Annotated in this window: 23 protein-coding genes and 1 tRNA gene; 10 read left to right on the top strand and 14 right to left on the bottom strand. The window is 57.2% G+C overall.

Going from position 1 to position 22,375, the window contains the following annotated elements; genetic code table 11:
* Positions 1-255 precede the first annotated feature (255 nt).
* Positions 256-891 (top strand): transcriptional regulator RcsA, encoded by a 636-nt coding sequence (rcsA, locus tag AC6I8F_RS07945; protein ID WP_021509858.1) that lies wholly within the window; start codon positions 256-258, stop codon positions 889-891.
* 163 nt (positions 892-1,054) lie between these two features.
* Complete coding sequence (locus AC6I8F_RS07940) at positions 1,055-2,758, top strand: methyl-accepting chemotaxis protein (protein ID WP_498028704.1); 1,704 nt, start codon at positions 1,055-1,057, stop codon at positions 2,756-2,758.
* Positions 2,759-3,014: 256 nt separating this feature from the next.
* Here the strand turns inward: AC6I8F_RS07940 and dsrB are convergent, their stop codons facing one another.
* Both dsrB and AC6I8F_RS07930 read right to left on the bottom strand, forming a co-directional pair.
* Positions 3,015-3,212 carry a protein DsrB gene (gene dsrB, locus AC6I8F_RS07935; protein WP_010618650.1) on the bottom strand — a complete coding sequence of 66 codons (198 nt, stop codon included), beginning with the start codon at positions 3,210-3,212 and terminating at the stop codon, positions 3,015-3,017.
* Between the two features lie 67 nt (positions 3,213-3,279).
* Positions 3,280-3,438 (bottom strand): YqaE/Pmp3 family membrane protein, encoded by a 159-nt coding sequence (locus tag AC6I8F_RS07930; protein ID WP_021509855.1) that lies wholly within the window; start codon positions 3,436-3,438, stop codon positions 3,280-3,282.
* Between the two features lie 316 nt (positions 3,439-3,754).
* Between AC6I8F_RS07930 and AC6I8F_RS07925 the strand changes: the two genes are divergently transcribed.
* The 3 genes from AC6I8F_RS07925 (at position 3,755) to AC6I8F_RS07915 (ending at position 6,392) form a co-directional block, all read left to right on the top strand.
* Positions 3,755-3,988 carry a YodD family protein gene (locus AC6I8F_RS07925; RefSeq protein ID WP_058757390.1) on the top strand — a complete coding sequence of 78 codons (234 nt, stop codon included), beginning with the start codon at positions 3,755-3,757 and terminating at the stop codon, positions 3,986-3,988.
* A gap of 359 nt (positions 3,989-4,347) precedes the next feature.
* Positions 4,348-5,145 carry a mannosyl-3-phosphoglycerate phosphatase-related protein gene (locus AC6I8F_RS07920; protein ID WP_058780716.1) on the top strand — a complete coding sequence of 266 codons (798 nt, stop codon included), beginning with the start codon at positions 4,348-4,350 and terminating at the stop codon, positions 5,143-5,145.
* 26 nt (positions 5,146-5,171) lie between these two features.
* Positions 5,172-6,392 carry a glycosyltransferase family protein gene (locus AC6I8F_RS07915; RefSeq protein ID WP_058757388.1) on the top strand — a complete coding sequence of 407 codons (1,221 nt, stop codon included), beginning with the start codon at positions 5,172-5,174 and terminating at the stop codon, positions 6,390-6,392.
* Here AC6I8F_RS07915 and dgcQ read toward each other — a convergent pair.
* The 6 genes from dgcQ to AC6I8F_RS07885 all read right to left on the bottom strand — a co-directional run bounded on the left by dgcQ (position 6,389) and on the right by AC6I8F_RS07885 (position 10,452).
* Entirely contained in the window at positions 6,389-8,041 is a 1,653-nt protein-coding gene (gene dgcQ / locus AC6I8F_RS07910; RefSeq protein WP_288443927.1) for a cellulose biosynthesis regulator diguanylate cyclase DgcQ, read from the bottom strand. The genes AC6I8F_RS07915 and dgcQ overlap by 4 nt on opposite strands.
* Before the next feature lie 133 nt (positions 8,042-8,174).
* Entirely contained in the window at positions 8,175-8,354 is a 180-nt protein-coding gene (locus AC6I8F_RS07905; RefSeq protein WP_010618657.1) for a YodC family protein, read from the bottom strand.
* Between the two features lie 181 nt (positions 8,355-8,535).
* Positions 8,536-8,670: a hypothetical protein gene (locus AC6I8F_RS07900; protein ID WP_254919505.1), complete on the bottom strand. Its 135-nt coding sequence runs from the start codon at positions 8,668-8,670 to the stop codon at positions 8,536-8,538.
* 36 nt (positions 8,671-8,706) lie between these two features.
* Positions 8,707-9,618, bottom strand: coding sequence for a DUF808 domain-containing protein (locus AC6I8F_RS07895; protein ID WP_058757386.1), 912 nt, complete (start codon positions 9,616-9,618; stop codon positions 8,707-8,709).
* 11 nt (positions 9,619-9,629) lie between these two features.
* Positions 9,630-9,905 carry a hypothetical protein gene (locus tag AC6I8F_RS07890; RefSeq protein ID WP_021509848.1) on the bottom strand — a complete coding sequence of 92 codons (276 nt, stop codon included), beginning with the start codon at positions 9,903-9,905 and terminating at the stop codon, positions 9,630-9,632.
* A 70-nt stretch (positions 9,906-9,975) separates the two neighbouring features.
* Positions 9,976-10,452: a very short patch repair endonuclease gene (locus tag AC6I8F_RS07885; protein ID WP_058757385.1), complete on the bottom strand. Its 477-nt coding sequence runs from the start codon at positions 10,450-10,452 to the stop codon at positions 9,976-9,978.
* A 155-nt stretch (positions 10,453-10,607) separates the two neighbouring features.
* Here AC6I8F_RS07885 and dcm point away from each other — a divergent pair, with 155 nt between their 5' ends.
* On the top strand, positions 10,608-12,005 hold the full coding sequence (gene dcm / locus AC6I8F_RS07880; protein WP_211725524.1) for a DNA (cytosine-5-)-methyltransferase: 1,398 nt from the start codon (positions 10,608-10,610) through the stop codon (positions 12,003-12,005).
* Between the two features lie 149 nt (positions 12,006-12,154).
* Complete coding sequence (locus AC6I8F_RS07875) at positions 12,155-13,750, top strand: methyl-accepting chemotaxis protein (RefSeq protein ID WP_459747036.1); 1,596 nt, start codon at positions 12,155-12,157, stop codon at positions 13,748-13,750.
* Between the two features lie 40 nt (positions 13,751-13,790).
* On the opposite strand, the gene AC6I8F_RS07870 is transcribed toward AC6I8F_RS07875, so the two are convergent.
* Both AC6I8F_RS07870 and AC6I8F_RS07865 read right to left on the bottom strand, forming a co-directional pair.
* The gene (locus AC6I8F_RS07870; protein WP_021509844.1) at positions 13,791-14,036 is read right to left on the bottom strand and encodes a hypothetical protein; all 246 of its coding nucleotides are present in this window, start codon (positions 14,034-14,036) and stop codon (positions 13,791-13,793) included.
* 70 nt (positions 14,037-14,106) lie between these two features.
* Positions 14,107-14,811: a phosphohydrolase gene (locus AC6I8F_RS07865; RefSeq protein WP_058757381.1), complete on the bottom strand. Its 705-nt coding sequence runs from the start codon at positions 14,809-14,811 to the stop codon at positions 14,107-14,109.
* A gap of 579 nt (positions 14,812-15,390) precedes the next feature.
* Between AC6I8F_RS07865 and AC6I8F_RS07860 the strand changes: the two genes are divergently transcribed.
* The 3 genes from AC6I8F_RS07860 (at position 15,391) to AC6I8F_RS07850 (ending at position 17,265) form a co-directional block, all read left to right on the top strand.
* Entirely contained in the window at positions 15,391-16,071 is a 681-nt protein-coding gene (locus AC6I8F_RS07860; protein ID WP_058771148.1) for an ASCH domain-containing protein, read from the top strand.
* Positions 16,072-16,309: 238 nt separating this feature from the next.
* Entirely contained in the window at positions 16,310-17,086 is a 777-nt protein-coding gene (mtfA, locus tag AC6I8F_RS07855) for a DgsA anti-repressor MtfA (RefSeq protein ID WP_264443040.1), read from the top strand.
* A 103-nt stretch (positions 17,087-17,189) separates the two neighbouring features.
* Positions 17,190-17,265: transfer RNA gene (locus AC6I8F_RS07850), tRNA-Asn, on the top strand.
* Positions 17,266-17,322: 57 nt separating this feature from the next.
* Here the strand turns inward: AC6I8F_RS07850 and ybiX are convergent.
* The 4 genes from ybiX to AC6I8F_RS07830 form a co-directional block, all read right to left on the bottom strand.
* Complete coding sequence (gene ybiX, locus AC6I8F_RS07845; protein ID WP_058771146.1) at positions 17,323-18,000, bottom strand: PKHD-type hydroxylase YbiX; 678 nt, start codon at positions 17,998-18,000, stop codon at positions 17,323-17,325.
* Positions 18,001-18,051: 51 nt separating this feature from the next.
* Positions 18,052-20,337 (bottom strand): catecholate siderophore receptor Fiu, encoded by a 2,286-nt coding sequence (locus AC6I8F_RS07840; protein WP_498028703.1) that lies wholly within the window; start codon positions 20,335-20,337, stop codon positions 18,052-18,054.
* A 348-nt stretch (positions 20,338-20,685) separates the two neighbouring features.
* A complete protein-coding gene (locus AC6I8F_RS07835) occupies positions 20,686-20,853 on the bottom strand; it encodes a hypothetical protein (protein ID WP_170264769.1) in 168 nt (55 codons plus the stop codon).
* Between the two features lie 287 nt (positions 20,854-21,140).
* Entirely contained in the window at positions 21,141-22,331 is a 1,191-nt protein-coding gene (locus AC6I8F_RS07830) for a cytochrome c biogenesis protein/redoxin (protein ID WP_498028702.1), read from the bottom strand.
* Positions 22,332-22,375 lie beyond the last annotated feature (44 nt).

Raw genomic sequence — 22,375 nt, 5'->3', positions numbered from 1 at the left:
GGGCTCTCAAAACAGAGCGAAAGAAACACATAAACCAAATTCCCGGCGATTCCCACTATCGCGGGGACAAGAGTGACGTGGAAGTAACACAATAAACTTCGCAGAACGGGTCAGGGACGAGTCAAGATGGCGCAGGAATGCATTACGCCAGTCTGCCGAGCAGAATAAAAAAGTGTCTTTGGAAATCTCTCTCGTACCGCAAACGCGTATTCATCGTTGATTTAAACGGATAACAAATTGGTGAGGGTCGCTATAATGCCAACGATTATTATGGATTCATGTAACTACACACGCCTGGGTTTGTCAGACTATATGTCGGCAAAAGGAGTCAAAAAGAAAAATATTACTTCCGTGTCTGACATCGAACAATTGCAACAACGGTGTGAGCAATTAAAGCCGGGCGTAGTATTTATTAACGAAGAATGCTTTATTCACGAATCCGATTCCAGCGATCGCATTCGTTCTATTATCATGCAGCATCCGGATACGCTATTCTTTATTTTTATGGCGATCTCGAATATCCATTTTGAGGAATACCTCTACGTTCGTAAGAACCTGATTATTACGTCAAAATCGATAAAAACATCGACACTGGACTCCCTGCTGGGCACCTACCTGCAAAAGAAACTCAATGCCTCACCGCGCATTTCTGCCGGGCTGGATATTCATCCACTGACATTGAGCCAGACTGAATCGAATATGCTGAAAATGTGGATGTCAGGTCATGACACCATTCAGATTTCGGATAAGATGCAAATCAAAGCGAAAACTGTTTCGTCACATAAAGGCAATATTAAACGCAAAATTAAAACGCACAATAAACAGGTTATTTATCATGTGGTGCGCCTGACAGATAATGTTACTTCGGGCATTTATGTCAACGTGCGATAATTTCACCCAACGATAATACGCTTTGTGGTCAAGGCTAGTCCCCGCGACTGGCCTTGATTATTTTTGAGCGTTTTGCGAGCGCGATCCCACTTCCCCGCTAAGCCTTTATCCCCTGCTGCCGATGCTTGTTTTCAGAACCCCTTACCACTATGAGAGCAAGGAAATGAAAACAGCATCGATAGATGAGCAACATAAGCTCAGCATCTGGCAAAACCTACGCCTGATGCCTCTGTTCAGCATGATCTTTGGTGGCATTCTGCTGCTTTTTGCCCTGTGCATTGGACTCGCCAGCTACTTTCTGATTCAAAGCAATAATTCCCTCAATGACGCCACCGATGAGATTCAGGTGCGCATGGGCATTTCTAACAGCTCAAACCATCTGCGAACCGCACGCCTTAATGTACTACAGTCGGGCGCGGCGGCGCGCATCGGTGAAATGGATGGCTATCGTGCCGATCTGGCGCGCACCGAAACGCGCATTAAGCAGGCGCGCGAGGGCTTCAAAATTTATATGGATCGCAAAATGAAGACGCCGGCTGACCTGGCGCTCGACGGTCCGCTCACCACCAGCTTCAACGCCTATATTGATAAAGGCCTGAAGCCGATGATCGAATCGGCGAAACAGGGCAGCTTTGAGGGGATTGTCGCGCAGGAGACCGATGTCACCCGCAAGCTGGATGATGCCTATAATGCCGTGCTGCTGAAGGCGATTAAGATCCGCACCGAGCGCGCCGAAGCGATTAACGCCGAAGCGGCGCATCAGTCGCGCGTCGGTTTTATCGCGATGGCTGCGGCTTTTGCCGCCGCGCTGCTGCTGGTGCTGCTCACCTTCGTGTTCCTGCGCCGCGTGGTAATCAATCCGCTGCGCCTGTCGGTGGGTCGCATTGAGCGCATCGCGCAGGGCGATCTCACCGCCCCCGAACAGGCCTATGGTCGCAACGAAATTGGCAGCCTGCTGCACAACCTGCAGCTGATGCAGGCGTCGCTGGTGCGCACCGTTGGCACTGTCCGTGAAGGCGCGGTGGCGATTTATCAGGGCTCCAGTGAGATCTCCGCAGGTAACACCGATCTGTCATCACGCACCGAGCAGCAGGCTTCCGCGCTGGAGCAGACTGCCGCCAGCATGGAGCAGCTCACCGCCACGGTGAAGCAGAACGCCGAAAACGCCCATCACGCCAGCCAGCTGGCCGCCGATGCTTCTGGCAAAGCGCGCAGCGGTGGTGAACTGGTGAGCGGTGTGGTGAAAACCATGAATAACATTTCCGGCAGCTCGAAGAAAATTGCCGAGATTACCAATGTTATTAACAGTATCGCCTTCCAGACCAATATCCTGGCGCTGAACGCCGCGGTAGAAGCCGCGCGCGCCGGGGAACAGGGCCGTGGCTTCGCCGTGGTCGCCAGTGAAGTGCGCAATCTGGCGCAGCGCAGTGCGCAGGCAGCGAAAGAGATTGAGTCGCTGATTGCCGAGTCGGTGGATTTGATCAGTAACGGCTCGCATCAGGTCGGCGAAGCCGGCAGCACCATGGGCGAGATTGTCGAAGCGGTGCGCCGCGTTACCGACATTATGGCCGAGATTGCGGCAGCGTCTGATGAGCAGAGCCGTGGCATTCAGCAGGTCAGCCTGGCGGTGACCGAGATGGATAACGTGACGCAGCAGAACGCCTCGCTGGTGGAGGAAGCCTCTTCAGCCGCGGCTTCGCTGGAAGATCAGGCCGGTAAACTGACGCAGGCGGTGGCGGTGTTCCGCCTGAATGATACGCCGGCTTCGCTGGTGGCTGCTGCGCCGCAGTCGGCGCTGAAAGCGCCAGCGCTCGCTCCACGTCCGACGCTGGCTACAGCGGGCAATGATAACTGGGAGACGTTTTAAGAGGATTGAGGTGGGGTGCGGTATTTTTCCCTCACCCCAGCCCTCTCCCGCTTGCGGGAGAGGGGGCTGTCCGCGCGGCTGTTGAGTAGGTTTTCACACAACGCTTCAGGAACAACTTATTACTAAGCATCGGCGCTGAACGGTTCCCTCTCCCGCGAGCAGGAGCACTGAACGGTTCCCTCTCCCGCGTGCGGGAGAGGGTTAGGGTGAGGGCAACCTGAGAGCTACGTAGTGACAACGTGAGCACAAAGCCACACTACCCTTCCCCCGCATACGGCTCAACAAACACGCCTTCGGCGTGATCGCTCTCATTAAAGAACCAGATCCCCAGCGGGTAATCCTCCAGCGCTACCAGATACATGGTGCCCTCATTAAAGCCTTCCACAGCCAGCACAGTACCGACGCGACGTGGGCCGCCGTCGGTTTTTACCGTTACCCGGTCATTGACCTTCATTGATTTCTCTCCAGAAACAGTCCTGCGCATAGTGTAACGGAAGATAGTCAGCGCTGCCTGATCGCGATCAGCGTCGGGCGATTACCCACACCGCATGCACGATGCCGGGGATGTAACCACACAGCGTCAGCAGAATGTTGAGCCAGAAGGCGCCGCCAAAGCCGACCTGTAAAAACACGCCCAGCGGTGGCAACAGAATGGCAATAATGATCCGAATTAAATCCATACTAACTCCCTGATAACCATAATAATCAACCAGCTGTAAGCATAGCTGCTTTACGCCAGAATGGGGAATGCAGCGGGTAAAGAAGTGTCAAAGCCGGGCTTTTCACTTTCTTAACGTTTCCCGGAAAGACTTTTGACGCGGCACCCTCGTACACTTGTCAGCACTGCACCAACCCCAAAGGGGCAGTCAACCTAAAAGTAACAAGGATTTTTGCCCGCGCAGCGCGGGCTTTTTTTTGCCCGTTTCCCGTCCACGTCCCTCCCCCGCTGTCACCGTCTATACTTGTCAGGAATCCGTTTGCCTCCGGGAGGCTGTCATGGCTACAGCAAAAGAGTACAGCGATAACGTGCAGCGCGAAGTGAACATCGACGTGGACGCGCTGCTGGAAGCGATTCAGAAAAAAACGTCAGGTGAAGTGCAGGAGTTTATGCAGGCTGAAGATGCGCACCGTGTGAAGGTGAATGGCGAAGCGTTTGACTCCTACACCGAACTGGCCGAGGCGTTTGAACTCGATATTCGTGATTTCACCATCACCGAAGTGAACCGCTGAAATCGATTTCAAAAAAAGACCCGGCACGCTGGCCGGGTTGAAAAAAGAATAAATTCGTTACACCAGGAAAATCTTAACACCGCTTCAGAGTACGCCTTAGCTGAAGTAAGACAAGTCTCAATTCTGCACGCAATTCGAACAAATCTGCATAATCATGCACTGCTGTTACCGAAAACATCGCGCTACGGCTGACATTCTGCATGCACAAAACGTGCAGCCGCTTCGGTATCCGGGCGGTGTTTTAAGAATTATCCTGGATAGTGGCCGCGCCGGCGGCAAGGAAAAGTGTGATCGTGATTACGCTATTATACTGATTACACGTCGCTTTACGGATGCCTTTGGGCGTAAGGAGTGTATTGATGATCCCGTTAGATTCCTCCCTGCTGATCGTGACCGATCTCGATGGTTCGCTGCTCGATCATCATGACTATAACTGGCAGGCCGCCAGCGAGTGGCTGGCGCGTCTTAAGCAGCAACAAATTCCGCTGGTGATTTGTTCGAGTAAAACCGCAGCCGAAATTATTCCGCTGCAGAAGCGGCTGGGCATTGCCGGTGCACCCTTTATTGCGGAAAACGGCGCCCGCGTCGCCTTCGGCGGGGAAGCACAGATCGCTGAAGAGCCCGGTGCCGATTACCTTGCGCTCTGCGCCACGCTCAGCACCCTGCAGGCGGATTTTCGCTTCACCGGCTTTCATGACTTTAGCGACGCAGAAGTGGCCCGTTTCACCGGCCTGACGCTGACGGAAGCCAGCCAGAGCCGACTGCGCGATGCGTCTGAAGTCATCGTATGGCGCGATGATGAAACGCGGCTCGACGCCTTCCGCGCGGCGCTGGCGCAGCATCAGCTGGCCCTGACGCAGGGCGGACGTTTCTGGCACGTGATGCCGGCGGGCAGCGGTAAAGGCGTGGCGCTGGAACAGTTATTGCAGCAGTTGCAGCAGCAGGAAGGCACGAAGCGCACCACGATTGGTCTGGGCGATGGCCCTAACGATGCGCCGATGCTGGAGCGCGTCGATTATGCCGTGGTGATTAAAGGTTTCAGTAAAAACCCGGTGGTGCTGCAACGCAGCGATCATCATAACGTTTACCACACCGCACACGTTGGCCCTGAGGGCTGGCGCGAAGGTCTGGATTACTTTCTTGCCCAACCTGAATAACGGCAGCTGACCAGAAGGATGAGACGATGAGTGATTTTTACCAGAACGGCGTAATTACCAACTTTCATAATCTCACCCACCGCAGCGTGGAGTCGCTGGAAAAAGAGATGGTGCGCTTTGCGCGCAAGCGCAAAATGGGGCTGATTCTGCCCTCGCTTTTTTCCGAGCTGGAAGGCCCGGCGCTGGATAATATCGTCAATGAACTGGCGAAAGTGCCCTATCTGGAGGAGATTGTGATTGGCCTCGATCGTGCCGATCGCGATCAGTTTCTCTTCGCGCGCGAATTTTTCTCGCGCCTGCCGCAGCGCCACCGCATTTTGTGGAACGATGGCCCGCGGCTGAAAGCGCTGGACGCCGAGCTGGATAAAGAGGGTCTGTCGCCCAGCCAGCCCGGCAAGGGGCGCAACGTGTGGTTCTGCACCGGCTACACGCTGGCCTCCGACCGCTCGCAGTGCGTGGCGCTGCATGACTGCGATATCGTGACCTATGAGCGCGGCATGCTGGCACGTCTGCTCTATCCGCTGGCCAACCCGGCCTTTCAGTATGAATTCTGCAAAGGTTTCTATGCGCGCGTTGCGGACGGCAAACTTAATGGCCGCGTCGGGCGTCTGCTGGTGGGCCCGCTGCTGCGCTCGCTGCAGAAAGTCTACGGCCATTCGGAGTATCTCGACTATCTCACCAGTTTCCGCTATCCGCTGTCCGGCGAGTTTGCCATGCGCACCCACGTGCTGAACGGCATTAAAATTCCTGGCGACTGGGGGCTGGAGATTGGCGTGCTGTCAGAGATTTATCGCAATTACACCACGCGGCAGACCTGCCAGGTGGAAATCGCGGACAACTACGATCATAAGCATCAGCCGCTTGCGGAAGAGGACGGCACCGGTGGCCTGAAACGCATGAGTAACGATATCGTGCAGTCGCTGCTGCGTAAGCTGGCGACAATGGGCGTGCCGCTCACCAGCGACTCGTTCCGCGTGCTGAAGGCCACCTATTATCGCAACGCGCTGGACATGATGGAGATCTACAACCACGAAGCCACCATGAACGGACTGAAGTTTGATCAGCACATTGAAGAAGCGGCGGTCGAGATGTTCACCCAGGCGATTCTCGACGCCGGCCAGTCGTTCATCGAGCGGCCAAACGAGAAACCGTTTATCCCCAGCTGGAGCCGCGTGCAGTCGGCGTTCCCCGATATCCTGCAGCGCATCTACCAGGCGGTAGAAGAGGATAACGAGGGCAAAGTCTAACCGGCCGCGCACACCCGATTGCGACCGCCGCTTTTCGCCAGATACAGGCGGCGGTCCGCTACCGCCTGCAGACTTTCTGCATGGTAACTGCCCTGCTCAGTACTGCAGCTGACACCTGCCGACAACGTAACGCTAAAGGTGGTGCTGGCGTTGACCAGAATGGTTTTGGCCGCCAGCCGGCTGCGGATACGCTCCGCCACGCCCTGCGCCTCAGCCAGCGTGGTGTGCGGCAGCACGATACAAAACTCCTCGCCGCCGATGCGTCCGGCCACGTCGTAAGGGCGCAGCGTATGTTTGATGACGCCGGCCACGCGCATTAGCGCCTGATCGCCCGCGTGGTGGCCCCAGCTATCATTGACCTTTTTAAAATGATCGATATCGAGCTGGATCACCGCCAGCGGCTGTTGCTGCTGTTCGCAGCGCCGCGCCAGCGCGATAAACTGGTCGAAAAAGGCGCTGCGATTAAGCAGGCGCGTCAGGCCGTCATAATTAGCGCGCCAGGCCAGTCGCGCCGAGAGGTCCTCCAGCCGTCGTACCAGGCGGAAAATCACCTGATGCGCCAGCGCCAGTAACAGCACGAACAGCAGCCACATGCCCAACAGAAACAGCGCTACCCGCCCCAGCTCCTGCGCCAGTCCCTGGCGCAGGCTCTGCACGTTGATTAGCCAGGCATCGACATTTTTTAACTTAACCCAGCTGGCCAGCTGACTGCCGAGCCACAGTGTTCCGGCCGGCTGCTGGTGAATCGCCTGCATCAGCTGGCCGCGCTGCGCGGGGGTCAATGCCACATCGTGCGGTGCCGGCAGCCGGGTGATCTCGTTGAGTGCGCGATCTTCGAGCACCAGCTTGCCCTGCAGCACGCTGTGACGCGACTGGTGCAGCAATGCATTAATTCGCTGCTGGGTGAAATCCATCGATAACACGCCGTACCAGTGCTGATGGGCGATCACCGGCGCGCTCACCGTCAGCATCAACCCCTCGTTGAACTCCCCCTGATAGGCTTCGGTCCAGTGCCATCGCGTCTGCGGCGCCCGGCCCGGCTGCTGGTCGCGAAAATAGGGTCGCTGCGTCATGGTGGCGTAACTTTGCGCCAGCTCCTGCGCGTCGCGCGGCGGACGTGAGCTGATGTAATAGCCCGCGCGCGAGGTGTACCAGAAGCGTGAATGAAAGTCCTGCGCCTCATCGCTGAACTGCATGATAAAGCTGAACTCCAGCGCAGCGCGCAGCTCGGGCAGCAGATAAGTATCATCGCGCTGCAGCAGCGCATCACGCTGCAGCCATTCGTCGCTGACGCCGTTAATCGGCATGCTGCGCAGGTTAGCGATTTGCAACTGCCACACCGGCTGATGGCGCAACTGCTGAAAACGCTGCAGGGCGTGCTGACCATAATCGGCGTCCAGCGGGTGCGTCAGCGCGTAGCTGAGCATCCGCTGATAGTAATTAAGCTCGTCCAGACTCTCCTGAAAGCGGCTATCAAGGCTGCGCTGGATCTCGGACAGCTGGGCGCGCTGCCGCTGCTGATAGTTATTTTTTAATTCCAGCGCTTCATGGACGGTGAGAAAAAGTGAAAAGAGAAAGACCGCCAGAAAACAGAGATGCACGCGCAGCGCAGGCGTCATGCGGCGTGATGACAGTGGCGAGATTGGCATCAGTAGCCAGGCTCCGGATAACAACGAATTGAAGAAGTGTAGTCAGGCGGGAAAACGGCGTACAGGCAGAGATCAGGAAAAACGTGAAAAGTGACAATGACATCGGGACGGCGCGCTGACCGTCCCGAGGGGCTCAGCTGGCCAGCTGGCGCGCGGCCGACAGATGCGTCAGCTCATCACTGCGGAACGCTTCGCGGCGTACACTGTAGCCATCATACCAACGACACTCTACCATTCCGCTGGCATAGCCGGTCACCACCATAGTGGGTCCGCCCTGTTTGTGCTGAACTTCGTCACTGATTGCAAAGGTCATACCGCGCCCTCCCTTCTCACCGTTGAATGAACGGATTAAGGTATAGCAGCTGTGCGCGTTTTTTGCCTATAGGATATTGCTATTACTGTGACAAATTCGGAATAAGCAGTGAAAAATGCCGTAAATAAACAAAGCCGATAAAAGTTATTATCGGCTTTGAACGATTTTCCCGGGTGGAAAATCAGATTTTGCAGCCTTCGCAGTCGGCTTCGTCGCTGATATCCGCCGGCACTTCACTGGCTTTTTCTGCCGCTTTGGCTTCCGCCTGCTCCAGCTGTGCATCGATATCAAATTCAAACATATCGTCGTTCATCATCGTTCTCCTGACCCGTGATTAGAAATTTCCTGCGCTTTATACCGATTTACCGCGCAGCTTCGCAACCAGATTTACCACTAACAGCACAATCGACCCAACGATAAAGCCCAGCACCAGATTCGCACCGTTGCTCAGCAGCATGGAAACCACACCCGGGAAGCCGCTGCTGTACTCTTCAATGGCATGATGCAGCGGCGCGATACCGTGCACGATAATGCCGCCGCCCACCAGGAACATCGCGACGGTGCCAACCACCGACAGGATTTTCATCAGCCACGGTGCCAGCGCCAGCAGCGCGCCGCCGGTGGCCTGCGCCAGCGTGGAAGACTTCTCACGCAGCCAGTAGCCGAGATCGTCAATCTTAACGATCATCGCCACAATACCGTACACGCCGATGGTCACCAGAATGGCAATACCGGCGAGGATTAACACCTGATTGAGCAGCGGTGCATCCGACACAATGCCCAGGGTAATCGCCACAATTTCAGCCGACAGAATGAAGTCGGTGCGCACTGCGCCTTTCACCTTATCTTTTTCGAACTGGCGCGGGTCCTGCTGCGCCAGATTATCCAGGCGCTTTTGCCGCGCTTCCGGGCTCTTCTCCGCTTTGTCGTGGTGCAGGCTGTGCAGCACTTTTTCCACTCCTTCAAAGCACAGATAGGCGCCGCCAATCATCAGCAGCGGCGTAATCAGCCAGGGCGCAAACGCGGAGATCAGCAGCGCCAGCGGCACCAGGATCAGTTTGTTGATAAACGAGCCTTTCGCCACGCCCCACACCACCGGGAGCTCACGATTGGCCTTCACGCCCGTCACCTGCTGCGCATTGAGCGACAGGTCATCGCCCAGCACGCCGGCGGTCTTTTTTGCCGCCACTTTGCCCATGACGGAAATGTCGTCGAGCAGCGTGGCAATATCATCCAGAAGAGTCAGTAAGCTGGTTCCTGCCAAAATGTCATTCCTTATTCCGGTTCGTGATCCTGACAACAGGGGCACCGCTCAATCGCCGTCACCGTCATATCGGCGATGCCCGCACAGTCCCATTCGACGCGTAACGTTTTCCCGTGCAGATCGTCGGCGTGCAGATACTTGCTCACCGGACTTTCTGTCATGCCGCTTATCTCCTCGGTGGCCACCAGCGTATCATCAAGGTAAATGCGCGCCGTGGCATGGGCATTGACCATGCGCTCATCGCGCAGTTGATACAGGCGTCTGACCGTCAGTTTGATGCTGCTCATGGTGGTGTTCCGCGTCCCAGAGAAAACGCTGATCTAAACTGTTATGGCAGGTAAAAGCAATCACCCTGCCTTAATCCGCCCGATAGTGATGCAATCCCTGATGATCGATCTCGCTGCTGTGCGTGGCAGCCAGCAGCCACTCTTCCAGCCGCTCCACCAGCGCCTCATCTTCCAGCCGCAGTTTGCCGCGCAGCGCGCATTCCCAGACGATCAGCACCTTCCAGCCGCTTTCCTGCAGCTGCTGCACATAGCGCCGGTCACGCTCCACGTTACTGTTGATTTTGCCGCTCCAGAATTCGGTGCGCGTGGCCGGCATTTTGAACAGATAACAGTGGTGACGATGCCAGAAACAGCCGTGCACAAAGATAATGGCTTTGTGCTGCGGCAGCACAAAATCCGGCCGGCCCGGCAGCGCTTTATCCTGTACACGAAAGCTAAAGCCGCGATCTTTCAGCAGCAGCGCAATACGCTGCTCAATCGCCGTATCCTGATTGCGAATGGCGCGCATATTTTTGCTGCGAATATCATGCGAGTGGACGTCTGCCATGGCGTCTCCTTTTTTGCGGGCTTCTTCAACTTTAGCGCGTTGAGGCGAAAGCGAAAGTTTGTGCGGAGCAGATTGCGAGACGCTACGCAGCCATCGTAATTTCCACGCCGCGCCAGGAGTGGTAGCATAGCCGCTTCACTGTTAAGGAAAAACGCATGCTTGCACTCGATCCCGCCGCGACGGCTTCGCCCTCCCCGCACTCCGCTGATGATGACGCCACCGCGTTACTGCTGCAGGTACTGGATATCTACGCGGCCCGCGATCTGGTGGTCATCCTGAGCGAGGCCGGCGGCCGCGACTGGAGTATCACGCAGCTTAACCGTATTCGCGCGGGAAAAAGTGCCGCGCCCGCGCTGTCAGCGGCGGAGGTCGCCCGTCTGCAGGCGCTGCTGCCGTCGCGACCGGCGCATTATGACAATCCCCGCTTTCAGTTTATCGATCTGTTTGCCGGCATCGGGGGTATTCGCCGCGGCTTTGAGCAGATTGGTGGCCAGTGCGTATTCACCAGCGAGTGGAATAAAGAAGCGGTGCGCACCTATAAAGCCAATCACTACAGCGATCCCGCCCGGCATCAGTTCAACAGTGATATCCGGCTGATTACCCAGCCGGCCGGTTTGCCGGATGAGCAGGCGATTTATCAGCATATCGATAAGACGATTCCCGACCATCAGGTGCTGCTGGCCGGCTTTCCCTGTCAGCCCTTTTCGCTGGCCGGCGTCAGCAAGAAGAATGCGCTGGGTCGCGCCCACGGTTTTGAATGTGAAGCCCAGGGCACGCTGTTTTTTGATGTGGCGCGCATCCTCGCCGCCAAAAAACCGCCGTTTTTCGTGCTGGAGAATGTGAAGAACCTCAAGAGCCATGATAAAGGCCGCACCTTTGCCATTATTATGGCCACGCTGGATGAGCTGGGTTACGACGTCGCTGACGCGGCTGACGACTCATCGCCGGATGCCAAAGTGGTCGATGCGCGTCACTTCCTGCCACAGCACCGCGAGCGCATCGTGCTGGTGGGGATCCGGCGCGATACCGGCCTGAGCGAGGGTTTTTCGCTGCGCGCGCTGGCGGCGCTCTATCCGCCTGAAGTTCCGCCGCTGCACAGCCTGCTGGAGCCGCAGCCGCCGGCAAAATATACCCTGTCGCCCACGCTGTGGCACTATCTCTACCAGTATGCGAAGAAGCATAAAGCCAAAGGCAACGGTTTTGGCTTTGGACTCAACGATCCGCGCAATCCGCACTGCTGCGTGCGCACGCTGTCAGCGCGCTACTATAAAGACGGGTCGGAAATCCTGATCGATCGCGGCTGGGATCACGCGCTGGGTGAGCAGGATTTTCAGCAGGCCGCGAACATGGCGCGCCGCCCGCGCCGCCTGACGCCGCGTGAATGTGCCCGCCTGATGGGCTTTGAAGCGCCGGGCGAAGCGCGCTTCCGCATTCCGGTCTCCGACACACAAGCCTACAAACAGTTTGGTAACTCGGTGGTGGTGCCGGTGTTCGCCGCCGTAGCGAAACTGCTGCTGCCGCTGATTGAGCAGCACGCGCGTCAGCGCCGCTAAAACGCAGCCGCGCTTCACGCCCCGGTTTTCCGCCCCGCAATTTGCTTTAGTAACGCGCGATGTGCTGTTTTGCTGCACATCGCGCGCACTGTCACCGGACTGTCACGCATCAAACCAATACTGCGTTTTATTTTTTGCGGAGCTGTTTGATGTCTCTCCTGTCTGTAATTTCCCTGCCGCTGCGGCTGCGACCTCGTTTTACCCTGCGTCTGCCCGTCTGGCTCTCCAGCCTGCGCAGCCAGTTCATGCTGTTTATTGTGCTGTTTTGTCTGCTGCAGTTTGCCGGGGTGCTGTTGCTCAACCAGCACGTGAATCAGACGCAACACTCATTGCAGCAGGCCAGCCAGCTGCGCGAACGGCTGGCCCTGCTGGATAAAGCACGCATTGAGCTACTCACCGCCAGCGACAACAGCCATCGTGCCGGTATTTATCTGATGCAGGACCAGCAGAGCGGTTCGGTCGACAGCTGGAAAAGCCTGGCGGCGGCAGCCACTACCTCATTGCAGCAGGCGCAGCAGCTTTTTGCTGCCTATCAGGCGAAAAGCGATAGCCCGCTGGCACAGGGATTCGTGCTACTGGCCAGCGGGCTGCAGGAGCAGCTGAAAGGGCTGGCAGCCAATGATATCAACGCATTTTTTATGGTGCCGATGCAGGCTTTCCAGCAGCAGTTCAACGATGCCTGGTTTAGCGAAATCGAACAGGCCAATCAGCAGCTCGGCAGCGTTAACCAGCATTCGCTCAGCACGCTCAAGCAGAGCCGCAATCTGGCGCTGGCGATCGCCGCGTTATTAATGGCGCTGCTGCTGCTGGCCGCCGCGCTGCTGATGCGCGGCGTGTTGCTGCCGCTGCGTCACGCCAACGCCCAGCTGGCACAAATCGCGACGGGCGATCTGGTCGCCAGCCCGGCACCGACGCGCCGTCAGTCGCTGGAAACGCGCCAGCTGCTCCTGTCCATCGATACCATGCGTCAGGGTTTGCAGCAGATCGTCAGCGACATCACGACGGTAGCAACCCGGGTGGCGGCCGGCGCTGACGAGATGCAGCAGCATAATCAGCAGGTGATGCAGCAGCATCAGGCGCAAAATGCCAGCTTCCATCATCTGTCGCAGCGGCTGCATCGCGTGTCAGAAGAGGTGGAAAAAGGTGCACACTTCTCGCAACAGGCGACGCATGACGCGCAGTCCGCGGATGCGCTGATGCGTCACTGCGCCCATGAAGTCGACAATATGGATCACCAGATGCAGCAGATCGTTGCGGCCGCTGGCGATATCGCTGGCATCGTCGGCATGCTGGATAGCCTGTCGATGCAGACGCGTCTGCTGTCGCTTAATGCGGCGATAGAGTCTGCGCATGCTGGCGCTTACGGGCGCAGTTTTTCGGTCGTCGCCAAAGAGATGGGATTGCTGTCGCAGCAGAGCGGCGCATCCACGCGGCAGATCGACGGTTTAATCCAGCACACGCAGCAGCACGTGCAGGATGGCTTTGCGAAGGTGCAGGCGCTGGAAGTGCTGTTTGCGCGGATTGGCCAGGCGGTATCGGGCGTGGTCAGCCAGCTGAATGAGCTGCAGGATAACAGTACGGCGCAGAGCCATCGCGTGAGCAAAATTGCCCGGGAAGTGGTGGAAATGAGTCTTCAGCTCCAGCAAAACGAAGCTCTGACTGACCAGCAGGTGCAGGCAGCGGCGCAGTTGAGTGAACTTTCAGCGCGACTGACGCAGCGCGCGCAGCAGTTCCGCGTTAGCTAAGGTGCAGAAAGAAAAAACCCGTCAGCGACGGGTTTTGGTGTTATTTCTTTTTCTTACTTTTCTTCAGCAGTGCACGCACCTGCTTCAGCTCGGCGGCGCTCAGTTGATCGCCCGCCTCTTCGGTATGCAGGCTGTCGACGGCCGGTGGCTCAACGGCATCTAAACTGGCCTGCAGGCGGTTAACGATCTCCTGACTCATGGAGATTTGGTTATCAGCGGCTAACTGTTTAATGTGCTCTTTCAGCGCCGGGTCAATTTTAATGGTTAAGTTAACGGTCTCGGTCATCTTCACACTCCCTCTTGATTTACAACAACGTAGCGGAAGCAGATGAAAGTTAACAGACTGTCATAAAAATTTAATATTGTGCCGGAATGGGACTGAAATCGCGTAACACGGACTCATCAATATCGGTCAGATTCCCCTGCAGTTCGGCGCACAGCTTCGCCATATAGCGGACGAGAAAATCGGCGTTGTGTTCCGCCAGCAGACGGCCGGTTTCCGTCTGCATGGTCTGCGGCAGGCTCAGTAGTTTCTTCTGGAAATGATCCAGCGTCCACTTGACGTCATCCAGTTCACGATCTTTACCCAGCGGATCGTCGCTGTCGAACAAAGGACGTCCCAGCGCACCCGCGGTATAGAAAACGCGCGCAAGGCCAATCGCGCCTAATGATTCGAGACGATCGGCGTCCTGAACGATCTTCGCTTCTAACGTTTTTGGCGTAATGCGGGCGCTGAAACTGTGGGCCTGCACCGCATGCGCCACGCTGTCCAGCAGCGCTGAGGGGAAGTCCGGAAAATCCTGTTGCAGAATGCGGCGCGTCTCTTCCGCCGCGTAAGTCGAAGCCAGATGGCGTTCCGGATGGTTTTTCGGCAGGTTCACCACATCGTGGAAATAGCAGGCGGTCAGCACCACCAGCGGATCGGCATTGGTGTTTTGCATAATGCGGGCCGCGCTCATCCAGACGCGGCGCAGGTGCGCGATATCATGGGCTTTATCATCGTGCAGCCAGTTCAGCTGCAGCCAGCTTTCGTAACGGTGTTGCCAATGGGTCAGTGACATCGTGCTTCTCCTGTTATTGCTATTATTTCGCACCGGGTACGGCTTACGCCCATCATAGCGGCCCGGTGATGACACTTTCTTTACACCCTTCCCGGATGTCCAGCGCAAAAAAATGCGATCCCGATCATGTTATAGCGCTGTTAAAGCCGCTTGCCCAGTCGCGATGCGGTTTTCAGTATTTCCTTAACCTGTTTTAGTTAAGCCACTCTGTTTAATTTCGGTGATGCATTTTCCGCTGGGTGAATTTTCAGCATTGCCAAAGGTCCAGTTTAGCCTGTCGCAACCCCAGCATTAAAACGTCCATTTGCATAGCGACATAATCTGAAAAGATTCCCATTGCGACCGTTATAACGTACTGTATAGGGGAAATTTACGGCTCTCACCTGTACCCGGAGCCTTCGTCAGCACACTGTTTGCTTATGAGCCATTTTTAATACCGGAAGCGGCAGTTATTGCCCGATAATAAGGCGACAAATTATTAAGCAAATTGATTCAAACCCATTATGCTAATGCTCTCATCCGAGGATACGGATGTTTCGTCGAAGTTCTCCGGGTACGTGATACAACATGAGGTACATAATGAAAGAACGGCCGATTCTTTTTTCCGAACAGCGGGTGCGCGCCCTGCTGGTTGGCCAGCAAACTCAGACCCGGCGCATTATGAAAACTCAGGCGTTTGGCCCGGGACAGGATCATCATGAAGGCGTGCACGCGTTTGATGTCAGCGCTAATCATCTGCATGGCTATAAGCTGATGTCGATGGCGGACATTGGCGCCCAGTGCCCGTTTGGCCAGGTCGGCGATCGCCTGTGGGTGCGTGAAACCTGGCGGGGTCCGATTGTGCCTGAAGCGCAGCTGGCGGAATACGAGCGCGATCCGCTGCCGTTCCGCAATCCGGCGTTTTGCCAGTATCGCGCCGACAGCCATGAACTTGGACAACAGGAAGAAAATCAGCAGGTCGCCGAGCAGTTTGGCTGGCAGACCGCCATCCATATGCCGCGCTGGGCCAGCCGCATCGATCTGGAAATTACGGCGGTACGCGCGGAGAAAATTCAGGACATCAGCGAAGACGACATCATGGCGGAAGGCGTGCAGACCGATTCGCACTTCCTCAATAATTTCTTCACGATGAACATGAATTCCGAATCGCCGAAAGAAGCTTACCGCAAGGCGTGGCAGAAGCAGTACGGCGCCACCAGCTGGGAGGTAAATCCCTGGGTTTGGGTCATCGCATTCCAGCGTGTGGAGCGTGAAGGCTAACCGTTTGCCCTCTTCCGTACGGAAGAGGGCGTCGCCTTTTGCGCGATTCAGTGAATCACCAGCCCTTGCCCCCTCACCGGCGGCACAGCGTGCCCCCTTTCCCACCTTGCCAGTTTGCAATCCCTGTCACAGACAAATCCGCCGCTAACAGGTTGAATAAGCGGCTTTGATTCCACGCTGGCAATTTTTCGTCTGCCGCGTCAGGATATGATTTCCGCCCTGCAGAGTGAGTGACGCAATGATCAAATGGCCGTGGCGTGCACAAAAAGATGCTGCCGTGACTGCCCTGCCCTGGCAACAGGCGCTGGGGCAGCCGATCTTTTCTCTGCTGAACAGCGACGAACAGCAGGCGCTGGTAGCACTGGCGCAACGCTTCCTGCTGCAGAAAAAAATCACCCCGCTACAGGGGCTGGAACTCAGCGAGCTGCGGCTGGCTCGCCTGTCGTTGCTGTTTTGCCTGCCGGTATTGAAGCTGGGTCTGGAATGGCTCGACGGCTTCCACGAAGTGCTGATCTACCCGGAGCCGTTCAGCGTTGACGATCGCTGGGAGGACGACAGCGGCCTGGTGCACCACGCGCCGGCCGTGCATGCCGGCCAGAGCTGGACGCAGGGACCGGTGGTGCTGAACGCGCTGGACATCCAGGACTCATACGATCTCTCTGGTTACAACCTGGTGATCCACGAAGTGGCGCACAAGCTCGACGCGCGCGGCAGCGGTTACACCAGCGGCATCCCGGCCATCGCGCTGCGCGATGTGGCCAGCTGGGAGAAAGATTTACTGCAGGCGATGGCCGAGATTGAAGCGGAAGTGGAGCTGGTGGGTGAACAGGCCGCGACCCTCGATCCCTATGCCGCCAGCGATCCGGCGGAATGTTTTGCCGTGCTGTCGGAGTACTTTTTCAGCGCCCCCGACCTGCTCGCCAGCCGTTTTCCGACCATGTATCGCCACCTGCAGCAGTTTTACCATCAGGATCCGCTGGCGCGTCTGGCGCAGCAGGCACCGGAATCTGCTTAAATCACGATCGCTTTGCCGCTTTGCTAGCCAGTTGAATACAAATGTGTTTTTAGCGGTTGACACCCACAGGGGCTGCCATTAATATTCGCCTCGTTCCAACGATTCCTCTGTAGTTCAGTCGGTAGAACGGCGGACTGTTAATCCGTATGTCACTGGTTCGAGTCCAGTCAGAGGAGCCAGATTTAAAGAAGCCCGCTCAGGGAAACCTGAGCGGGCTTTTTGTTATTGCGTGACGACTAAACCTCCGTCCAGCCGCGCAGCAGGTTGTGGTACATATTCAGCAGCGACAGCAGTTCTTCGCTGTCACCGTGGCGCGCTTTCAGGCTCTGAATGTTGCGGTCCAGTTCAAACAGCATCGCGCGTTGCTTATCATCGCGCACCATCGACTGAATCCACAAAAACGAGGCGACCCGCGCGCCGCGCGTGACCGGCGTGACGCAGTGCAGGCTGCTGGAGGGATAAAGCACCAGGTCGCCTGCCGGCAGTTTTACGCGGTGCTGACCGTAAGTATCCTCGATCACCAGTTCCCCGCCCTCGTAGCTGTCGGGTTCACACAGAAATAGCGTGGCGGAGAGATCGGTACGCATCCAGCCGGCCGCGCCATTGTGGCGTACCGCACCGTCCACGTGAAAACCGTAGGTTTCCCCCTGCTGATAACGGTTGAACAGCGGCGCAGAAAGCGTGCGCGGCAGCGCGGCGGCAAAGAAGAGCGGATGGCTATTCAGTGCCTGAAGCACTGCAGCCTGCAGCCGATCATAGAGTGGCGTGCCGGTGTCAATCTGCTGGTTATTTTTTACGGTCGCGCCCTGGCTGCCGACCGTCGCCCGTCCGTCAACCCAGTCAGCCTGCTGCAGCTGGGCGGTAAAGTGCGCCAGCTGTTCAGCGTTAAGCACGGCAGGAATGTGATACATCATCGCGGAGTTCTCGCCATTAAGCGTGGAGCGTGAACGCCCCACGGTTGACCATCAGAAATGCACGTTAGCCGTCAACAGGAAGGTACGCGGCTCGCCCGGATGATAGCGGTAGCCACTCTTGTTGATCGATGCCACATAGTTGGTATCAAACAGGTTATACACGTTGAGCTGCAGGTCGAGGTTATTGTTGACCTTATACCCGAGCTTCGCGTCAGCCACCCAGTAGCCTTCGGTGTGATCCGGCGTGCCCACGGCCCCATCGCTGCCGCGACGCAGGCTGCCAACGTAACGTGCGCCCGCGCCCACCGACAACGCATCAGTGGCCTGATAGTTGGTCCACAGCGTAAAGGCGTGCTTCGGCGTATAGGCCAGCGCAGATGAGCCATCCTGCGCCACGCTGGCACCTTCACGCACCGACGCGTGCTGCATGGTGTAACCGGCAATGATTTCCCAGTCCGGCGTTATGTTGCCGGTTGCTGAGAGTTCATAGCCTTCCACGCGCTTCTTGCCGGTTTGCGAGTAAGTGCCGTCATCATTGGCATCGACCTCATTTTCGATGTCGGTGCGGAACAGCGCGGCGTTCAGCAGCAGTCGCTTGTCCAGCACCTGCCACTTGGTGCCCACTTCGCTGGATTTGGCCTTCTGCGGTTTAAAATCAGTACGGTTGGCGCTGTTGCCGCTGCCACCCGCCGCCAGCGCGAAGCTGCTGCCACCCGGCGGCTGCTGGGAAATGGCGTAATTCACATACAGGTTGCCCTGTTCGGTCAGACGATAGAGCGCCCCCGCTTTCCAGTTCACCAGATTGCCGGATTTCGCCGTGTCCACCGTGGTCACCGGCGTATTACGCGCCACGCCCGCCGGACAAGCCAGCGCGCCGCGTCCGGTGCCGCCACAGGCCGTCGCGCTGTCGTACTCGGTGTGATAGTTGTCGAGACGAATGCCGCCGTTCAGCTCAAAGTCAGAGGTAATCGCCAGCGTATCAAATGCATAGATGCCAAACGTGTCAGTCTGCCCGTTAGCGTTCGCACCGTTGCGGTCCAGACCGCCAATCGAAATGCTGCTGATGGGATGGTAGATATTCACCGCAGGCGGGGTTAGCGCGTTGACGCCATAGGTGGTCTGGTTTTCACGCGTGAACTCAACCCCGGCACTCACATCATGCCCGACGGAACCGGTGACAAATTTCGAGGTGATATTGGTCTGGTTGGTGAGAATACGGTTGCTGATATCTTTGGTATTTGCCAGGCGCGACCAGCGCCAGCTGCCCACATCGTTCGGGTTGGGTGCAGTAATGTTACTGGCTCCGCCCATCACCGCCGTCAGCAGATACTCCTGCTTCACCCGCGACCAGCGCGTGGTGTTGCGCAGCGTGGTGTTATCGCTCAAATCGTGTTCAAAGCGCAGCGTGGCACTGTCGGTGGTCGATTTATCGAAATCAGAATCGGTGCCGTAGTAGTTGCTGGTGGCGACCTTGCCGGAATTGTTCAGCGCAGCATACGCGGCAGACGGTGCCGAATAGCCTGGCAGGCCAACGGTCGGAATACCGCCGTCCGGTGTGTTGTTCTGATGGACGTGCAAATAGTTGACGTACAGCCGCGTTGCGGTGTCCAGCCCCAGCGCCAGCGAAGGCGCGACGCCATAACGCTCGTTCTGGATGTGGTCACGCGCCGCATCATGGGTTTTCTCACCCATCAGGTTAAGGCGAAACGCTGCATTGTCGTTGATTGCCTGGTTGTAATCGAGCGTGCCGCGGCGCATCCACGCGCTGCCGGCGCTGACTGACGCGTCAAGCCCGGTATCCAGCCGCGGTTGTTTGCTGATCATATTGATCGAGCCGGATGGCGCGCTGCGACCATAATCGGTGCCGGAAGGCCCTTTGATCACTTCCACCTGCTGCGTGTTGAAGGTGTCACGCGTGACGCTGGCGATGTCGCGAATGCCATCCACGTAAATGCTGTTGGAGGTATCGACTCCGCGCATGTACACCGCATCGCCGGTGGTTGAGCTGCCGTTTTCCCCGGCATAAAACGCCCCGACGCCCGGCACGTTTTTCAGCGCGTCGGTCAGATTGGTGACGCCCTGATCTTTAATAACCTGATCCGGAATCACCGTCATGGTGCGGGTGGTATCCACCAGCGGACGGGTAAATTTGGGATCGGCCGAGGCATTTGGCGCATACAGCGACGGCGTGCGCGCTTCAACCACCAGCGTATCATCAGATTTTTTGCCGGAGTTATCGGCACCCAGCGCCGCAGCCGGCGAAATACCAATACAAAGCCCGGTGAACAGGGTCAGCGAATTGAAGCTACCAAACGGCAGCTGGCGATTTTTATCCATGTTAAAAGGTGAGTTTCTTATCGTTATTAACGCACTCATTGTCTTAACCGCAACTGCCATTCAGACATAGCACTGAATCAACACGGTTTTCCCAGACAACACCTAAATGATAACGCCAATGGTTATCATTTACCTTTATATTCTTACACGCACGCTGCCGCTTGGGAATACTTTTCTTTACGTTAAAATTACGAAATCAATACAATTGAACAAACCGGCGGGACGTTACGGCAATTTTTTCATCAGGCGGGCAAACAGCATAAAAAAACCCGCTCGGCGTGAGCGGGTTTTTAGTCTGGCGTGCACAGTTCATTCCAGTAGCAATAGCGCATGCGCTGGTGGCGGCGGTTATCGCTCATAGTAGCGATACACGGAAGGATGAAACTCCACGCCGTACAGCTGGCTGATCGGGATCAGCAGATCGATATGCTCACCGGGGTCGAATTCGCGCCCGTCAGGGGTGCCGGCTTTGCTGGCTGCCAGACGCGCCAGCCACTGCTGCAGGATCTTCTTCATTGTCAGCTTCTCCATAAAAGGTTAACGCTGACAGTAAACCCCAGCCCGAACGCGGAACCAAACGACAAGTTATGCGTTGGATTACTGCATTTTGCATATCGGGATGGTCAGGGGGGCTGCGCCATGACGGTCACCCTGAAGAGTGACCCTACGGGCTGGGAGGTCCTGGCAATGCCGCACGCTGTTTACCTGATAGTCCCTGTGTCACCCCCGGCTTCCAAAGTCGTACCCCGCGAACCACAACCTAAATGAGAAGCAGTGGCGGCCCGGGCGGGCCGCCTGACCTGTCATGCACGCGCCTCTTTCAGCAACTGCTGAATTACCCTCTCCTGCTCTTCATAGTTGCCTTCACCAAACGCGGTGTAGCGCAGCTGTCCGTGTGCATCAAAGATGTAGTACGCGGGCCAGTACTGATTACCAAAACGGTTCCAGATGCTGTAGTGGTTATCCGCCACTACGGTGTAGGGCAGCTGCCAGCGCGTAATCGCGCGCTTCAGCGCCTTTTCATCCCGCTCCCACGGGTACTCCGGCGTGTGCACCCCCACAACGACCAGCCCGTCACGTTGGTACTTACTGGCCCAGTCGCGCACGTATGGCAGCGTATGCTGGCAGTTAATGCAATCCCAGGTCCAGAAATCGACCAGTACCACTTTGCCCTTTAACGTGGCAGGCGTCACCGGCGCCCCGTTCAGCCACGCCGTGCCCCCCTCCAGCGACGGCAACGCGCTGCTGGTTTGCGGCAGGCTAACCGGCTCCAGGCGCACTTTGGGTGCCGGCGTGGTCAGCCACTGGCTCAGCTGCTGCTCCAGGTTCAGGGCAAAAGCGGGCGCTGCCTGCAGCTGGCTCTGTGAGCCGGTAACAATCACGCCCACCGAGGCGAGCATCAGCACGCCCGCCGCCTGACGCAGCCGCGCACTCATCGCCAGCCCCGGACGCAGTCGCGCCACCAGCGATCGTCCGGCGAAATAGAGCAGCGCCAGCATCAGCGCGGCACCGCTGCCATACGCCAGCAGCAACACGCCAACCGACAAGGGATGATCGCCCACGACGGCCAGGCTGAGGATCGCGCCCAGCACCGGTCCGGCACAGGGCGACCACAGCAGACCGGTTGCCAGGCCCGCCAGCAGCGCGGCGAGCACCCCGCTTCGCCGCTGGCTGGCATCGTTGAGGCGGTTACCCAGCGCGACAAACGGCCGGGTGACGCGTTGGGCGAAGCGCGTCGAGATTAACGTCAGTGCGGCTATCGCCAGGAACAGCAGCGCCAGGTCGCGACCAATGCTGGTGAACTGACTGACCCAGTGGCTGGTAAGCGATACCAGCAGCGCCACCAGCGTGAACATCAGGACCATGCCGCTCAGCAGCGCCAGCAGCTGTCCGCGACGGCCGCGTACGCTGGCAAATACAAAAGGAATAATCGGTAAGGTACAGGGGCTGAGCAGCGTCAGCATCCCGGCAAGAAAAGCGATAAGCAGTGTCATAAAGAACCTCATACGGTGGATAAACGTCTGCGCGTCCGGCAGTA

The organism is gamma proteobacterium symbiont of Axiagastus rosmarus (genome assembly GCF_059730925.1).
The sequence above is the reverse complement of the archived record's forward strand: the minus strand, read 5'-3'. Positions and strand labels throughout refer to the sequence as shown.

What these genes read in the sequence shown, in the direction of transcription:
- rcsA (WP_021509858.1), top strand. Translation starts at nt 256, where the DNA reads ATGCCAACGATTATTATGGATTCATGTAACTACACACGCCTGGGTTTG.
- AC6I8F_RS07940 (WP_498028704.1), top strand. Translation starts at nt 1,055, where the DNA reads ATGAAAACAGCATCGATAGATGAGCAACATAAGCTCAGCATCTGGCAA.
- dsrB (WP_010618650.1), bottom strand. Translation starts at nt 3,212, where the DNA reads ATGAAGGTCAATGACCGGGTAACGGTAAAAACCGACGGCGGCCCACGT.
- AC6I8F_RS07930 (WP_021509855.1), bottom strand. Translation starts at nt 3,438, where the DNA reads ATGGATTTAATTCGGATCATTATTGCCATTCTGTTGCCACCGCTGGGC.
- AC6I8F_RS07925 (WP_058757390.1), top strand. Translation starts at nt 3,755, where the DNA reads ATGGCTACAGCAAAAGAGTACAGCGATAACGTGCAGCGCGAAGTGAAC.
- AC6I8F_RS07920 (WP_058780716.1), top strand. Translation starts at nt 4,348, where the DNA reads ATGATCCCGTTAGATTCCTCCCTGCTGATCGTGACCGATCTCGATGGT.
- AC6I8F_RS07915 (WP_058757388.1), top strand. Translation starts at nt 5,172, where the DNA reads ATGAGTGATTTTTACCAGAACGGCGTAATTACCAACTTTCATAATCTC.
- dgcQ (WP_288443927.1), bottom strand. Translation starts at nt 8,041, where the DNA reads ATGCCAATCTCGCCACTGTCATCACGCCGCATGACGCCTGCGCTGCGC.
- AC6I8F_RS07905 (WP_010618657.1), bottom strand. Translation starts at nt 8,354, where the DNA reads ATGACCTTTGCAATCAGTGACGAAGTTCAGCACAAACAGGGCGGACCC.
- AC6I8F_RS07900 (WP_254919505.1), bottom strand. Translation starts at nt 8,670, where the DNA reads ATGATGAACGACGATATGTTTGAATTTGATATCGATGCACAGCTGGAG.
- AC6I8F_RS07890 (WP_021509848.1), bottom strand. Translation starts at nt 9,905, where the DNA reads ATGAGCAGCATCAAACTGACGGTCAGACGCCTGTATCAACTGCGCGAT.
- AC6I8F_RS07885 (WP_058757385.1), bottom strand. Translation starts at nt 10,452, where the DNA reads ATGGCAGACGTCCACTCGCATGATATTCGCAGCAAAAATATGCGCGCC.
- dcm (WP_211725524.1), top strand. Translation starts at nt 10,608, where the DNA reads ATGCTTGCACTCGATCCCGCCGCGACGGCTTCGCCCTCCCCGCACTCC.
- AC6I8F_RS07875 (WP_459747036.1), top strand. Translation starts at nt 12,155, where the DNA reads ATGTCTCTCCTGTCTGTAATTTCCCTGCCGCTGCGGCTGCGACCTCGT.
- AC6I8F_RS07870 (WP_021509844.1), bottom strand. Translation starts at nt 14,036, where the DNA reads ATGACCGAGACCGTTAACTTAACCATTAAAATTGACCCGGCGCTGAAA.
- AC6I8F_RS07865 (WP_058757381.1), bottom strand. Translation starts at nt 14,811, where the DNA reads ATGTCACTGACCCATTGGCAACACCGTTACGAAAGCTGGCTGCAGCTG.
- AC6I8F_RS07860 (WP_058771148.1), top strand. Translation starts at nt 15,391, where the DNA reads ATGAAAGAACGGCCGATTCTTTTTTCCGAACAGCGGGTGCGCGCCCTG.
- mtfA (WP_264443040.1), top strand. Translation starts at nt 16,310, where the DNA reads ATGATCAAATGGCCGTGGCGTGCACAAAAAGATGCTGCCGTGACTGCC.
- ybiX (WP_058771146.1), bottom strand. Translation starts at nt 18,000, where the DNA reads ATGATGTATCACATTCCTGCCGTGCTTAACGCTGAACAGCTGGCGCAC.
- AC6I8F_RS07840 (WP_498028703.1), bottom strand. Translation starts at nt 20,337, where the DNA reads ATGGATAAAAATCGCCAGCTGCCGTTTGGTAGCTTCAATTCGCTGACC.
- AC6I8F_RS07835 (WP_170264769.1), bottom strand. Translation starts at nt 20,853, where the DNA reads ATGAAGAAGATCCTGCAGCAGTGGCTGGCGCGTCTGGCAGCCAGCAAA.
- AC6I8F_RS07830 (WP_498028702.1), bottom strand. Translation starts at nt 22,331, where the DNA reads ATGACACTGCTTATCGCTTTTCTTGCCGGGATGCTGACGCTGCTCAGC.